Annotated in this window: 11 protein-coding genes; 9 read left to right on the top strand and 2 right to left on the bottom strand. The window is 41.6% G+C overall.

Translation table 11 applies throughout. The features are described 5' to 3' along the window. Nucleotides 1-38: 38 nt before the first annotated feature. From MHI53_RS12955 to MHI53_RS12920, 8 genes are all read left to right on the top strand, one after another. Nucleotides 39-809 carry a nucleotidyltransferase domain-containing protein gene (locus MHI53_RS12955; RefSeq protein ID WP_340371460.1) on the top strand — a complete coding sequence of 257 codons (771 nt, stop codon included), beginning with the start codon at nt 39-41 and terminating at the stop codon, nt 807-809. 450 nt (nt 810-1,259) lie between these two features. Continuing rightward, nucleotides 1,260-2,387, top strand: coding sequence for a histidine kinase N-terminal domain-containing protein (locus MHI53_RS12950; RefSeq protein WP_061140262.1), 1,128 nt, complete (start codon nt 1,260-1,262; stop codon nt 2,385-2,387). 691 nt (nt 2,388-3,078) lie between these two features. Next, a complete protein-coding gene (locus MHI53_RS12945) occupies nt 3,079-4,485 on the top strand; it encodes an amino acid permease (protein WP_340373684.1) in 1,407 nt (468 codons plus the stop codon). A 343-nt stretch (nt 4,486-4,828) separates the two neighbouring features. Further along, nucleotides 4,829-5,584 carry a hypothetical protein gene (locus MHI53_RS12940; RefSeq protein WP_340371459.1) on the top strand — a complete coding sequence of 252 codons (756 nt, stop codon included), beginning with the start codon at nt 4,829-4,831 and terminating at the stop codon, nt 5,582-5,584. Between the two features lie 213 nt (nt 5,585-5,797). Further along, nucleotides 5,798-6,793: a cation diffusion facilitator family transporter gene (locus MHI53_RS12935; RefSeq protein ID WP_061140260.1), complete on the top strand. Its 996-nt coding sequence runs from the start codon at nt 5,798-5,800 to the stop codon at nt 6,791-6,793. A gap of 216 nt (nt 6,794-7,009) precedes the next feature. Then, complete coding sequence (locus MHI53_RS12930) at nt 7,010-7,750, top strand: Cof-type HAD-IIB family hydrolase (RefSeq protein WP_061140353.1); 741 nt, start codon at nt 7,010-7,012, stop codon at nt 7,748-7,750. A 173-nt stretch (nt 7,751-7,923) separates the two neighbouring features. Then, complete coding sequence (locus tag MHI53_RS12925) at nt 7,924-8,922, top strand: nitronate monooxygenase (protein ID WP_061140259.1); 999 nt, start codon at nt 7,924-7,926, stop codon at nt 8,920-8,922. A 360-nt stretch (nt 8,923-9,282) separates the two neighbouring features. Continuing rightward, nucleotides 9,283-11,673, top strand: a complete 2,391-nt coding sequence (locus tag MHI53_RS12920) for a YhgE/Pip domain-containing protein (protein WP_340371458.1) — start codon at nt 9,283-9,285, stop codon at nt 11,671-11,673. 590 nt (nt 11,674-12,263) lie between these two features. On the opposite strand, the gene MHI53_RS12915 is transcribed toward MHI53_RS12920, so the two are convergent. Further along, nucleotides 12,264-12,863 (bottom strand): exonuclease domain-containing protein, encoded by a 600-nt coding sequence (locus MHI53_RS12915; RefSeq protein ID WP_340371457.1) that lies wholly within the window; start codon nt 12,861-12,863, stop codon nt 12,264-12,266. 394 nt (nt 12,864-13,257) lie between these two features. Next, nucleotides 13,258-13,884, bottom strand: a complete 627-nt coding sequence (locus MHI53_RS12910) for a CAP domain-containing protein (protein ID WP_340371456.1) — start codon at nt 13,882-13,884, stop codon at nt 13,258-13,260. Nucleotides 13,885-14,215: 331 nt separating this feature from the next. Here MHI53_RS12910 and MHI53_RS12905 point away from each other — a divergent pair, with 331 nt between their 5' ends. Next, nucleotides 14,216-15,448 carry an FAD-dependent oxidoreductase gene (locus MHI53_RS12905; RefSeq protein WP_340371455.1) on the top strand — a complete coding sequence of 411 codons (1,233 nt, stop codon included), beginning with the start codon at nt 14,216-14,218 and terminating at the stop codon, nt 15,446-15,448. The last annotated feature ends 28 nt before the right edge of the window (nt 15,449-15,476 follow it).

Raw genomic sequence — 15,476 nt, 5'->3', positions numbered from 1 at the left:
TTCCAAGCTTCGTGATAAATCGAGAAGGGGGAAGTGTCATGAAAGAAAAAATAATAGAAGAATTAAAGGGTATTGAAGCAGCCAATGATGTCAAAATCCTGTACGCATGTGAATCGGGGAGCCGGGCATGGGAATTTCCATCGAAAGATAGTGATTACGATGTTAGGTTCATTTATATACATAAACAAGATTGGTATTTGTCCATTGATAAAAAGCGAGATGTCATTGAGCTGCCAATCAATGATGAATTGGATATCAATGGTTGGGAACTTACGAAAGCCCTGCGGTTATTCAGAAAATCCAACCCCCCGCTTCACGAATGGTTGAACTCGGGAATCGTATATCATCAAGCTTATTCGATTGCCGGCAAGCTGAAGGAAATGAGTGACAAGGTGTATGTACCAGCCGCAGCATTGTATCATTATTTGAACATGGCCAAGGGCAATTATAGAAATTATTTACAAAATGAACAGGTGAAAATCAAAAAATATTTTTATGTGCTTCGTCCAGTCATGGCATGCCTTTGGATCGAAAAATATAACACCATCCCCCCGATGCCGTTTCCGGCATTACTCGAAGGTATCATTCCAGGGGGACCACTAAAAATGGAAATCCAAACTTTGCTCACGAGGAAAATAAATGGCGAAGAGTTGGACCTTGAACCTAGAATTGTAGTCATTCATGACTTTTTAGAAAAGGAAATGGCGCATTTGACGAATTATGCTAAAACATTAGATATGAAACCTGAAGACCCGACAGAGTATTTAGACCAACTATTTAGGGACGCTTTGGATGAGGTTTGGAAATAACGGGACACGATACATAATCCTGAAAGACTAAGTTAATGGAAACGCCGGGAACTTTGAACTCCAGCAAATTCACTTTGGAAGATATTTGAATCTTCTGTTATAATTATATTGTCTACAGGTCCGTTTACGCACCATTGATCGATTGCTTGGAAAAGGAAGCACCCGGGATAATTCCACAAGTGAAAGGTAACATGAGGGAAAGGCAAGACCTGCCCCTTTCTCAATCCAATCCCGTCAACATTGGAAAGTTGCGATATACGGCAAAGTGTAGTCCTGCCCCCCTTAAAGCTCCATTTCTTGTTTTTACCATGCTTCCTTTCGTGGAAAGAGAGGGGTTCACCATGTTGATAAAAACATTAAATATTGAAGTGCAGGAAATCAAAATCTCATATAGAATGGTGTTATTGATGCATTGTCTAAAATTCCGCAAGGGGATGTGGTGGTCATAGTATGGAGTTGTCGTCTGAAAATAATCAGTATAAAAAAGTATTGATTCAATACTTGGAAGAAAATCAAACCTTATTTTTAAATGAATGGAACGAGACAATTAAGATTGATGAAATAGATCCGTATAAAGAAAAAATCAAAGAGAATGGCTATGGCATGTATGCCCTGGTCATCCAAACGTTCAAGGGCGACTTATCTGATGACATGCTGACAAAATTGGCCCATCAAGTTGCAAAAGAGCGCCTTGAAGCAAATATTAACATTGGGGATTTTCTCTATAATATTAATTTAGGGAGAAATATCATCATAAGAAATATTTTCGGGGCCAATATTCCACTTTCTCATTTGCAGGAATTCATTAATGCGATTAATGTACACTTTGATACTTTCAGTTATCATGCCGTAACGGAATATACGAATCTTACGAATGAGTTGATTGAGGAGAAAAAGTCTTATATCAGCGAGAATCATAAAGATAAATTAGCGGTACTTGGGCAAATATCATCTAGCTTTGTGCATGAGTTCAGAAACCCGCTTACAGCCATTATGGGGTTCAATAAATTGCTGAAGCGAGAGAATCCAGAATTGAAATATTTGGATATCATCGATTATGAATTAAATCAGTTGAATTTCAGGATAACCCAATTCCTTCATACTTCCAAATCTGATTTTAACGAGGAGCAAATAGAGGACATTTCCGTGTTGAATTTAATTGAAGAAATACAGGAACTGACATATGCCAATATTGTGGATGCTAGCGTTAATGTTGAAATAGACATTTTTCCGAATTTCTTCATAACAGCGAGCAAGGACGGTTTGAAACAAGTGTTTTTAAATCTCTTTATAAATTCCATTGATGCATTGAAGGACAAAGAACATCCTAGAATTTTGAAGATACACTCTTCAATAGAAGAAAATGAACAAATCATTCGCATTTCCAATAATGGGCCTGTCATTGCCAGTGAACTGATTGAAACCATTTTCGAGCCGTTTGTCACCACAAAAGAGTTAGGAACGGGAATCGGTCTATACGTATGTAAAAAAATCATCGAAAGCAATGATGGGTATATGAATTGTGAGTCCAATGAAGCTTTAACCACCTTCAGCATCCACTTCCCATATGATGGATAGTGCACTTATCTTGGCCTGATACATAAAACATACATATTGAAATTTTTTTTCCTGTACTTAAATAGTGAGCTTTAGAATATAAAATGTAAAATAGGTTCAGTTTAACCATTTGGAAGATGCCGGTATCCAAGCAGTGAGTCGAGGCATCTTCTTTTGTTTTATCATGAAAACATCAATCTGAATTTTACAAAACAGATATCCAGTTTTTGATTCAGAAAAGAATCGGAAAATCCATAATGAATCAAAAAAATCTTTTTTCAATTCATTATTGTATCAATTTTTCCTATCAAAGGCGTGAAATCTAGCTATGTGGACGATCCTTTTTTGGCATGGATATTGCTCTAAAATATAATAGCTTTACTAATTCAAGTAGAGGAGGCTGAAGCACACGATATAGACTTCGTTTTTTGTGATCATTCCACTAAAGTACAAGGCTTTGCCTATCATTGGACCACACAGGCGTATCACTGCAGATCAAGGATTAAGAAAAAAGAGTAAACGTACAAAGCTGTCCATAGTTTTTCTCGTCATTATGAATGTACATATAAGTTTTACCAATCGATCTTCTAGAAGCGGAGAAACAAGGATTGAATCTCTTGTATCCACGTAAGAATGAAAGATTTCGGCTAGTGTATCCATGGCACGGAAAAGGCATTATCGCAAAATGGAAATCTGACAGGTTTAAAGGATGGTGACAATAGTGGCTTTGCAATCGAATGAATTGAAGCATGGTCTCAAGACCAGACATGTGACCATGATCTCCATCGGCGGGGTTATCGGGGCAGGCTTATTTATCGGAAGCGGCACGATCATTGTTTCCGCAGGACCAGGCGCTATTTTATCTTATATCATTGCAGGTCTGATGATCGTACTTATCATGCGCATGCTAGGTGAAATGGCTGTGGTGAATCCTGATAGCGGTTCCTTTTCAACCTATGCACATCAGGCGTTTGGTCCTTGGGCCGGATATACGATTGGCTGGCTGTACTGGTTCAACTGGGTCATCATCATTGCCATTGAAACGACTTTATTGGGTACGATGGTAAACGATTGGTATCCTTCCATCCCCATGTGGGCAGCTAGTTTATCTTTCCCCATTTTGATGACCATCACGAATATCTATTCGGTAAAAGCCTACGGGGAATTTGAATACTGGTTAGCCTTTATGAAAGTTACGGCCATCGTTATCTTTTTATTTCTCGGTGCTGCCATGATATTTGGATTTGTGCCAGCATTCGAATCACCTGGCCTTTCCAACATTTCAAACGAAGGGGGATTTTTCCCTAATGGCTTTCTTCCCGTACTCCTGAGTGTCATCTTCATTACTTTCTCGTTATCAGGCAGTGAAGTTGCGGCCATTGCAGCAGGAGAATCGGAAAACCCTGAAAAAAATATCATTAGGGCCATTAACGCGGTTGTATGGCGTCTGCTCCTTTTCTTTGTCGGGTCAGTTGCTGTATTGGTCATCTTGATCCCGCAAGGAGCAAATGAGTTATTGAAAACCCCCTATGCCAGCGTATTCGATATGGCAGGACTTCCTGCCGCGGGTCAAGTCATGAATATCGTAATCTTCATCTCGTTGCTATCCGTTTTGAATTCTGGACTATATACAAGCTCTCGTATGCTGTATTCCTTATCAAAAAAAGGAGATGCACCAAAAATCCTTTCACGCGTCAATAAGCGGGGAATCCCGATCTGGGCTTTAATGGCCAGTGTGTTCTTTGCCTATGTGTGCACAACATTTAAATTTGTCTCCCCTGATAAATTATTTGCATTTCTCGCAAATAGCTCGGGTGGAGTTACCATGATCATGTATATCTTCATCGCTTTTTCTCATTTGTACCTAAGGAAAAAGACCGAAAAAGAAAATCCAGGAACACTCAAAGTGAAAATGTGGCTATTCCCTTACTTAACCTACGCCACGATTGCCGCCTTATTCATCATTTTTGCCGCACAAGCGTTCATCGATTCCATGCGGTTGCAATTCTTTCTGACGACCCTTCTCACGGTTCTCGTTATCGGATCATACTTTCTGTTTTATCATAAAAGAGCCGCCATCATTCCTGAACCACGAGAACAACTGAAAAAAATTCAATAGACCACGGCAATGGTAGAGTGAATATTCGATAAAAAGGGTTGCTCCTTAAGGGGCAGCCCTTTTTTGATATCCGGCTTTTTTATGAGTGTGGGTCTCTTCCTAGACCGCATTTTCCCAGAGGCCCCGCAAACGTTTTATCGTTATTACCATGACCCATTCATTCCGCTCTGCGTGAAAACCCACCGTGTATGTAGACGTTGCTTACCACTACGGTGCTCGCCCTTCCAAAGGCAGTTGGGGAGCCTCTTCGTCATTCTCGTTGAACTTATAATCATGATTCATTTGCATCTTTGAGATCCTTTGCTAGAATATAAACATATATATAAAATTAGGAGTGGTGACTGTGGCTGAAACTCCAGCTGAAGAATTGATTCATTGTATTGTCCCGAAAGGCGAATTTATCACTTTTGATGATGATGAAGATTATATTTCCAAAGGGTTGGAATGGAAATTGTTCACTGCCCGATCGGTAAAAAGGGAACTGGTATATAAAAGCGGCAGCTATCAAGGAAAGGTAAAATTGGCAGGGTACGAACAATATGGGAACGGACTTGATACGGTTGTCGTTGAATTTGAAAATGGAAAGCTCAGCTGTATCCATCCTTCCTACTTAAAGGAAATGCAAAGTTCCAATTTCGGAAAAGAGTTGTTGAGCGGTCCTGTTACCGACATGACGGCCATTTCAAGTGAAAATGAAAAGGGGACAGAGGCTCCCATATCGCAACCTTCCGATCCATTAAGTGAGGAACCAAAAAAGGCAAAAACGAAAAGCAAAAAGGCGACAGCGAAACCAAAATTGGATTTACCAGCTGAAAAAGTGCATTTTAATGCAACAGTCAAGGAATTCACGGCGAAAATGAACCATTTTACTGGTGAGGAAGATGAAGTTATCCTGCTGTCGAATGTCAAAGTTACGACGGAACCAGAGCTGTCGATCGGCGACGCTTGGTGCGGGTATAGCAAGACATTGAAAAAAGCTGAGCTGTCGATCGGCGACGAAATTGAATTTGATGGTAAAGTGGTCGATAAGAAATACGATAAAGAAATCCGATATAAAGTCAATAATCCATCAAAGTTAGTGAAACGGGTGGAAGCCTGAACCATATATGACCTGATAGGCGGTAGGCAAAGTGCTTACTGCCAGTTTTTGTGCCGCAATAATCATTTAAGGGTGTCCGAGCCTTCTAGCTTGTCCCGAAATATAGAAGGTAGAAAGCAACGTCGTTTTTCCCTATTGTGGTTTCATCTAATCGAGTGTTGGGGATAATACATTATGATAAAGGATTAATAAAAAAAACTGGGGGGACTCTTATTGAAGGAATTGTTTCAATTATTAAAGCAAGGCAATAAATCGGCATTCACTGCTGCCTGCGTGAATAGCATCATTGCCGTCTTAAAGGGAATAGCTTATTTCATGACTGGAAATGTCGCTATGTTTGCGGAAACATTACATACGTTGGGCGATGCCGCAAACCAGTTTTTCGTATTCATCGGTTCAGCATTAAGTAAAAAATCACCAACAGAACGATTTCCGGATGGATTCGGCCGTCTGGTCAATCTCGTCCTTTTAGGTGCAGTGCTTGTTGTCGGAATCATGTCCTATGAAACGATCAAAGAGGGGTTCCACCACATTTTGCATCCTGTACATTCTACTGGAATCATCATTAACTTGTCCGTTTTAACCTTGGCTGTCGTGCTGGAATCATATGTATTATTTAAAGCGATGAAGGAAGTCGTGCATGAGACTGGTATCGAAGCAACAGGCACAGCGATCATCTTTAAAAGTTTTGCTGGTTTGAAGCGGGCAAAACCAGCGACGAAACTTGTTTTCATGGAAGATATGGTAGCTACCGGCGGTGGACTTCTTGCGATTCTTGCCATTTTGTTAGCGAACTTCACCCCCTTCATTCAAGCGGAAGGTGTCGCTTCTGTCATGATTGGCCTTGGTATGTTCTACGTGGTTGGCCGGGTTTTCCTTGATAATGCAGCAGGCGCTCTTGGAGAAGCAGATATAGAAATGCGGCAAAAAATCGGAAGCATGGTCATGAGTGATCCGGATGTAAGGGATATCCAGAAACTTGCGGTACTAAAAGAAGGCGAAGACTTTCACGTTGAATTGGAAGTGGAGCTTGATCCCCATATTTCGATTGCCGAAGCGGATGACATTAAAGATCGACTGTTTGATGAAATATTCAAGGAACGGGGAGTAACGGATGTCATTATCGAATTCGATGAAAATGACGGAGTTCCTAAATGGGAAGGACAAATCAAACAAGAATTGGATGAAATGGAAAAAGAGAAGGAATAGATATGTCCGGATATCTTGTTTCTTCGTCAATTTGGATTGGCGGAGGTCATGGTCATTCTTGACCTCGCTTTCAAAATGATGATGTAGAAGTAGGATAAGCAAAATCTTGCTGGAAGAAACCTGTTCAATCAATCACGTTCTTTCCTTGTAATCACAAAATAAGCTATCATGGTATGAGGTACATAGAGAAGGTTTTACGAAAGGGTGAAGAAAATGATGAAACCAGATATTAAGCTGGTCGCGTTAGACATGGATGGAACACTCCTGAATCGAGCCGGGGAGATTTCCGAAGAAAATCGGAAAGCGATCAAAGAAGCAGAAGAGCAAGGCGTGTTTGTTGTATTGAGCACAGGAAGGTCTTATGCGACATGCAGTGATTTTGCAAAGTCAATGGCACTCAGATCTTATCTCATTACGGTAAATGGAAGCGAGATTTATGATAATCAAGGAAAACTGGTCGAAAGAAATATCGTGGATACAGAGTCCGTTCAATGGATGTGGGAATTAAGCCAAAAGCATGGCACGCATTTTTGGGCCATTAGCTGCGATAATGTGTACAGAGCTGAAATGCCTGAAAAAATCACCGATTCCGAATGGCTTAAATTCGGATTTGATACAGAAGATGAAGCAACCCGCAAAATCATCATGGATGAATTGGTATCAAGAGGCAATCTGGAAATCAGCAATTCAAGTCCCACGAATATTGAAGTCAATGCCAGGGGCGTAAATAAAGCGAAAGCGATAACGCTCGTTTGTTCATTGCTTAATATCACGATGGATCAGGTAATGGCAGTCGGAGACAGCCTTAATGATCTAGCGATGATTTCCGAGGCGAAAATGGGAGTCGCGATGGGAAATGCACAAGCTAAAGTGAAGGAAAAAGCGGATTGGGTCACAGCGACGAATGAAGAAGATGGTGTAGCAAAGGCCATTCGTAAATGGGTCCTTACCAATTAAATCGAAACCGTATATGGAGCATTTTCCATATACGGTTTTTTAATTGAAATCTTTTTCTTTCCATCAGAATAGAAGTCAGCGTAATTAATTTCTTGAAAATTCCGCATTTTAGAAGTATGATAATCTTGTTAAGTTATATTTTGGTAATATATTAATAGCGGGAGGTTTCGTAGATGAGTAGAACTTTGCCTGAACAGTGGTGGAATCAATTATCTCTGCCAGTCATCTCTGCACCCATGTTCTTGATATCGGGTCCTGAGTTAGTGAAAGAATGTTGTTTGAATGGTGTGATTGGTTCTTTTCCAGCGCCAAATGCCCGCCCGATAGAGATGCTTGACCAATGGATGGGCGAAATAAGCGATACATTGAAGGCGGCAAAGGATAAAGATCCGAACAGCAAGATTGCACCATGGGCAATGAACATGGTTGTCCATCGTACATATAGCCGTCTGGAAGAAGAATTGGAACTAGTCAAAAAACATCAACCTCCCATCATCATTACATCATTAGGGTCCCCTAAACATGTGGTGGACGTCGTACATAGCTATGGCGGATTAGTCTTTTCGGATGTCAGCAGTGTGGAGTTTGCCAAAAAAGCTGCCGATTCCGGTGTCGATGGATTGATCTTGGTAGCTGCTGGAGCTGGGGGCCATGCGGGTGAAATCAATAGCTTTGCGTTTGTGGACAGCGTCAGGACATTCTGGGACGGCATCATATTGCTCGCTGGTTCGATAAGTACGGGTCACAGCATCTTGGCTGCTCAAGCCGCAGGAGCGGATCTTGCATATATGGGAACGCGTTTTATCGTAGCGAAGGAGAGCAGGGCGAATGATGAGTATCGTGAAATGCTTGTCGATTCGGATCATGATGATATCATCTTGACTGATGCTTTTTCAGGCGTGAATTGCAATATGCTGAAGCCAAGCATCAAAAAGGCAGGCATGGACCCCGAGCAATTAGCCAAAAAAGAAAAGGTGGATTTCGACAGCATGTCCAAAACTTCCGAATCAAAAGCGTGGCGTGACATTTGGTCAGCCGGACATGGCGTTGGAGCGATAAAAAAAATCGATACAGCTGCAGACATCATAAAGCAACTGGAAAAAGAGTATCGGGATTCATTGGATAAATTGACTAGGCAGGCGGAAAAGTTAACGGGCATCACTTCCAAATGATATGAAAGCGCTTCATTTAGTTATTTGGAAATAATTTTTATAGAAGAAGGCAAGGGCATCCGATATTCCGGATGCCTTTTTTTGGGGAGAATAACATGAAATATGTTTCGAGGTGCGCCGCCCATTGTTGATGTAGAGATGTAAGGAATAGGGATTTAAGTAGCAAAAGTTAGAATGGGGAAAATGAAAAAATATTGATAAAAGGCTGGATAAATGTTATATTCAATCCTATGAATGACCAAATGAACAATACGGTCATTTATTATCATTTCATTGGAAAAGAATGAACGTAACGATAAATATTAGATGCAATCCAACATACAAACGGCAATATTGCCGTAAAGGGAGGACTTGGTAAGTGTGTTCAAATCTTTAAAGGGTGAATTTTCAGCAATCATCAAGCATCCTATGATACTCATTTCCATTATCGGGATCATATTGATTCCTTTACTATACAGTGGAACATTCCTTTGGGCGTTTTGGGATCCATATGGAAAGGTGGACCAATTGCCGGTTGCCATCGTCAATATGGATGAGGGAGCCGAGTTCAATGATACGGAACTCACAATAGGAAAAGACCTTGTGAAGGAGTTAAACGATAAAAATGACTTTGATTGGCACTTCGTCACTCAAAAAGAAGCAAATGAAGGTCTTGAAAACCAAGATTATTACATGAAAATAGAGATACCGAAAAACTTTTCCAAAAATGCAACGACTTTGCAAGAGGATAATCCGGAGAAACTCGATTTAATTTACACCTCTAACGAGGGGTTTAACTATATATCTACGAAAATCGGAGATGCAGCTACTGAAAGAATCAAAGGGGAAGTGTCGTCAGCTGTTACGAAAACGTACGCGGAATCCATGTTTGACAATTTGAACGAAGTTGCTGACGGATTAAAAAGTGCCAGTGATGGTGCCGGGAAGTTAAAAGATGGAACGGATACCGTTAAAAACGGATCAACTGAACTTGGTGAAGGTATTAACTCTGCTAAAGAAGGCTCCAAAAAAGTGGAAGACGGAATTGATTCGGTTCATTCCGGTTCAGTTGAAATTCATGAAAATCTCGAAAAATTGGCCGAAAAATCTTTGACCTTTTCCAATGGAATTGGTTCGGCAGCAGCAGGGTCAAAAGAACTGAATCAAGGATTGCAACAGTTTAGCTCTGGTGTCGGTCAAATGAAAGACGGACAATCCCGGCTTTTGGAGGGTGCCAAAAAATCCGAAGCAGGAACCGGTGAATTGGCCAACGGCTTGCAGCAGTCATTAGCTGGTTTCAATCAGATCGAAGAAAAGCTGCCAGCTTTGACTGAGGGAGCAAATGGTGTCGCTGCCGGTGCTAGTCAGCTTTCAGGCTCCTTATCCGAATGGAGTGCAGCTACAGGTGATGCGAAAGCTGGGGCAGCTGAAGTTACAGCCGGTTTGGAAGAAGTTATTTCCGGTATGAAACAACAATCCGAAAGCACGGAAGATCCCGCCGAGAAAGCACGGCTGGATGGAGTGATTGCCTCGCTCTCCCGTATCAGCGAAGGAAGTAAAGGAGTTTCCGAAGGGGTTGGAAAGCTTTCGGCGAGCGCATCCGAAATTGCCAAGGGAGGCAACAATTTAAACGACGGAGCAGCTCAATTAGGTGAAGGGGCAAGTGCGCTGAGCGGTGGTTTTAATCAATTGAAGCAAGCTCAAGATAAACTTGCCGGCGGGGCGAATGAGCTAAAAGACGGTCAAGGTCAATTGGTAGCCGGATTGACAACATTTGGCGAAAGTATCAATGCCGCACAAAACGGCCTTGGACAGTTAACCGATGGCAGCAACAACCTGGTTAACGGGCTTGATCAGCTTGAAAATGGCTCCAAGCAGTTATCGAGCGGCACCTCTCAGCTTTCCGAAGGTTCCAAAAGTTTGATTACCGGAACGGATAGGCTGAAAGAAGGCTCATCGAGCTTGACAAATGGAATGGGGGATTTGGCGAACGGAGCGATTAAGCTGCAAGATGGCATCGCCAAACTATCTGATGGCTCGGAAGAATTGCATGATGAATTGAAGGATGGCGCAGATGAAGCTGGCAAAATAAAATCAAATGATGATGTATATGATATGTTTGCAAGTCCAGTTAAAGTGGATAAATTGCCGATCCATAACGTCCCAAACTATGGCACAAGCTTTGCACCGTATCTCATTTCCTTGAGTTTATTCATCGGGGCGATCGTCCTGACGATCATTTTCAAGCTAAGGGAGCCTGCCGTTAAGCCTGCAAATGGATTCAGTTGGTTCATCAGTAAGTATAGCGTCATGGCCCTTATAGGAATCTGTCAAGCCATATTGGTCGATTCGATTCTGATTCTAGGACTGGGAATCGAGGTTACGAGCTTACCGCTATTTTTCGCAGTAAGTATCCTTGCTAGCTGTACATTCATGGCGATCATTCAGTTCCTTGGCTCGGCATTGGATAATCCTGGGAGGTTTATCGCGTTGTTGATCTTGATTCTTCAATTGACAAGCAGCGGTGGGACCTTCCCGAATGAATTGGTTCCAGGATTCCTGCAAGGTTTCACACCTTTCCTACCGATGACGTATTCGATCAATGCATTTAGGGCAGTCATTTCAACAGGCGATTATAGCTTCATGTGGCATAATCTAAGCATCCTGGCAATATTCCTTGTAGTCGCGTTAGTCTTATCTCTTCTTTACTTCATTTATCGGTTCAGGAAATTGCACGCAACGGATGAAAACAAGGAAGAGACAATCGAATAACAAAAAACGGCCCCAGGATGGGGTACAGCATACTGTAGATGAACTCCGTTAATAAGGGAGTTCATCTACAGTTTTTTTTGTTTTAAAACTTGTACTTGAACTGTTTCATTGCACTGCAGGCGCTCGCTTTCCGCGGGCGGTCGGGGAGCCGCCTCGGCGCTTGCGCCAGCGGTGTCTCTCCTAGACCGCATTTCCCGCAGGAGTCTCGCCGCCTTCCGTTCCATTCCACTCTGGGTGAAAACGAAAGATTCGTTTAGATTGCCCACCGTGTTGGAGGATTTGTACATGAACTGTTTCATTGAGCCTGCGGAGTCTTCCCCTGGACCGTATTTCCCAGTATCGACCCTTACTTCCCATCCACATGCCCTTGGGAATATTGGAGATTGAAACACGAGAAATAAAATCATGCTTGTGAATACAGGGGGAAAAAGGCTGTTCCTCTGATCCTGTGTAAAGCTGAACGAACAATGGAAAATGCGGCGTCCGGGATGGGACGCCGCATTTTGTCAGTACCAATCTGCCCAGATGTCTGTGAACCTTTGTATGTAAGTTCTTGCTGACTTCATCAAGTGTGTGTAACGGATTAAACACTATACCCGTGATTTTAGGGAAGCAGGTGTGTATTTCTTCATCGGATTTTTAGCAATCACGTCTTTCAAATAGGGTTGACCGGCAGGGCCATGTTTTCTCAAAAGCTCCATTAGGTAGATAATGTCATCCAAAGCTCGATGGGTTTGAAAATTGGTAATTCTATGTGCCTGGAGTAAGGTTAGCAGTTTACTATTATCGAAGCCGTATTGCTTCCAAGGCACATTTCGCATTGTGCAAAACCATTTTTGATCATTGACTTCAGGGTACAGTTGGTAAAGGAAACTTCTATCGAATGAAGCATTATGTGCGAAAATATCATCGGCACGAGCGATGAAGGACTTAATTTTTTCATCGTGAAAGCTTTTTCCTTCAACTGAGCTGAAAGGGATGCCATGGATCCGGAATGCTTGATCATAATTCATTCGGGCTTGAAGGCCAATTGGTTCCCTTAAAAAGGATTCTTGATCAATGTGGTTAATGATTTCCCCGGTTTCGCTATTATAGGTAAACAATATAAGGGCAAGCTCAATCATTTCATCGGAAGAGGGACGCAAGCCAGTTGTTTCAACGTCGAGCACTAAACCTAATCTATTAGACAATTTCTTTTCCTCCAATTGCATTTCTTGAATCTATTATATCGGACATGTATTAACTTTTGAAAGTATGGGGCATTAAAAATAATGGGGGCTGCCTGAACCGGACATTACGTATCCATTTATAATTACCCATTGTTTAATGGTTTCTACATAATTATGAATAGGTCCATTTCTGGTCGTGAAGAAATATGGCAGGTCGTCTTTAAGTCTATCTGCAAAAAGTGCCAGATCATCAAACTTCGGAGAAGCTTAATCTAACTTTACATAATTTTCATTTGACCAGTAACATTTATTCGGAAAGATAAGAAGGTATTTATGCAGCATTTAAATGAACGTGGGCAGGGAGCAGTTATTCAAGCAATCAAAAGAAGCGGCCATTTGCCGCTTCTTTGGGAGGTTATTTACCTATGAATTGTTGTGTCCAGTAGTGGCTGTATTTTCCTCCTGTCACATGCCCGATTCCGATATGGGTATAGTTTTTATTTAGAATATTGGCCTTATGTCCGGGACTGTTCATCCAAGATTTCATTACTGATTCGGCACTTGGCTGACCGGCTGCAATATTTTCACCTGCGTACTTGTAGTCTATGCCGAACGATTTCATCATTTCGAAAGGCGAGCCGTATGTAGGGCTTGTATGATTGAAATAATCATGATCCCGCATATCTTCGGATTTCAAGGTTGCGGTATGGGAAAGGGAGGTATCCATTTCAACGTTCGAAAGTCCGGCTTTGGAACGTTCTTCATTCACTAAACGAAGAATCTGCTGTTCTACCGTTTGTTCTTTTTCTTGCTTTGCAGTTTGCTGGACACTGGGAAGAGAGATCGTTTGACCCACTAGAATGCGATTCGAATCGGAAATGGCTGGGTTCGATTTAAGAAGATCGGTAAGGCTCACTTCATATTCAGCGGCGATTTTTGATAAAGTATCTCCCTGTACGACTTCATGAGTATTGGCGCCTAAAGCTGCCGTCGGAGAAAGTAGGGAGAGGGAGAGTGCCGTCAAAAGAATCGTTTTCTTCATTTTGTTTCCTCCTAGGATAATATCTGGATTGAAAATCTAGTATCCTACAAAACTTCTTCTCTGTAAAATGGGGCCATTCTTTTTCTATTGAGGAATGGGAGAAAGGTAACATGTAAAATAGGGCCCATATAACCCGAAAGGAACATGATGAATGTTGTTCATGGGGCTTTTTTTTTAGAAAAGGAGATTAATTCCATGTAGAAAAAGAATCATTTTTATGTTTGCCAGCCACATCATTCAGGGTAAATAAGAAGCATATGAAAAACGGGAAGTAGCTATATGGAACTAAGACGATCATAATTGAAATAACTGTTGCAAAGGTGGAAATCATATGGATTTGAAGGCAGGAAAAGTATTTTGGAAGGATACATTTAAAGGAAGGGAATATCCAGTCTTGGAAGAAGATATCTCATGTGATGTATGTATCGTGGGAAGCGGTTCATCGGGGGCGCACTGTGCCCATTTTTTAGCGGAGACGGGTCTGAATGTGGTCTTGATCGATAAGCGTGATATAAGTGAAGGAAGTACGATTGCAAATACCGGACTTCTACAGTATTCAAATGATAAAACATTGACCTCGCTCATCCATAGCTTTGGTGAAGAAGCTGGTACGCGTCATGTTCAGCTTTGTTTGGATGCGATCCGAACGCTTGAGAAAAAGGTTGTACCTACTCTAGAAGAAAATCCGGATTTTAAAATCAGGAAAAGCCTGTATTACGCATCAAGCCCGGACGATGTTTCACTGCTGAAAGAAGAATACGAAAATCTGAAATCACGTAATTTCCCTGTGGAATATTATACGGAAAAAGAGATTGGGGAGAAGTTTTCGTTTTCAAAATCTGCTGCGCTCGTTACGGGTAATGATGCGGAAATCAACCCTTATAAACATGCCCACTTTTTGATTGAAAATGCTTTTAACAAAGGCGTGCGTGTCTTTTCCCATACAAAAATCAACGGAAAGGTTTTAAAGGAAGATCAAACCATGTTATTTACCGAAAGAGGACATACGATCCGTGCACAAAAGGTCATCTTCGCTACAGGGTATGAAGCCCAAGAAGAGGTAAGGGATAAAAATGCAGTGATTCTAAGTTCGTATGCCATCGCCACCAATCCAATTGCCGACCATGCAAAATGGCATGATGATATGATGATTTGGGAAACGGCAAGACCTTATTTATATGCGAGAAAAACGGCTGACAATCGAATCATCATCGGTGGACTGGACGAGTCAACTGGATTTATCGAGAAACGCAATTCCATGATCATAAACAAAAGAGATGAATTATTGAAAGAACTCGTCAACTTATTTCCTGAATTACGTAATGAAATCAAGGCTGATTATGCTTGGGGTGCTTTTTTTGGTGAGACCCATGATGGCTTGCCGACAATCGGGCTGTATCCAGATCACCCGAATTGCTATTTCTTATTGGGGTACGGCGGAAATGGGACGGTATACAGTGTCATCCTTTCGCAAATCATCAGGGATTTGATTACGAAAGGAGCACATCCAGACTCGGATTTATACCTTAAGGAAAGGAATGCACCGAAAAGGATCTCCCATTAAAACAGGAATTTCCCCCGCATGAGTAGAA

Source organism: Peribacillus sp. FSL E2-0218, from assembly GCF_037992945.1.
GTDB classification, from domain to species: domain Bacteria; phylum Bacillota; class Bacilli; order Bacillales; family DSM-1321; genus Peribacillus; species Peribacillus simplex_B.
Note: the sequence above shows the minus strand (reverse complement) of the source record. Positions and strands in the feature narration are given on the sequence as shown.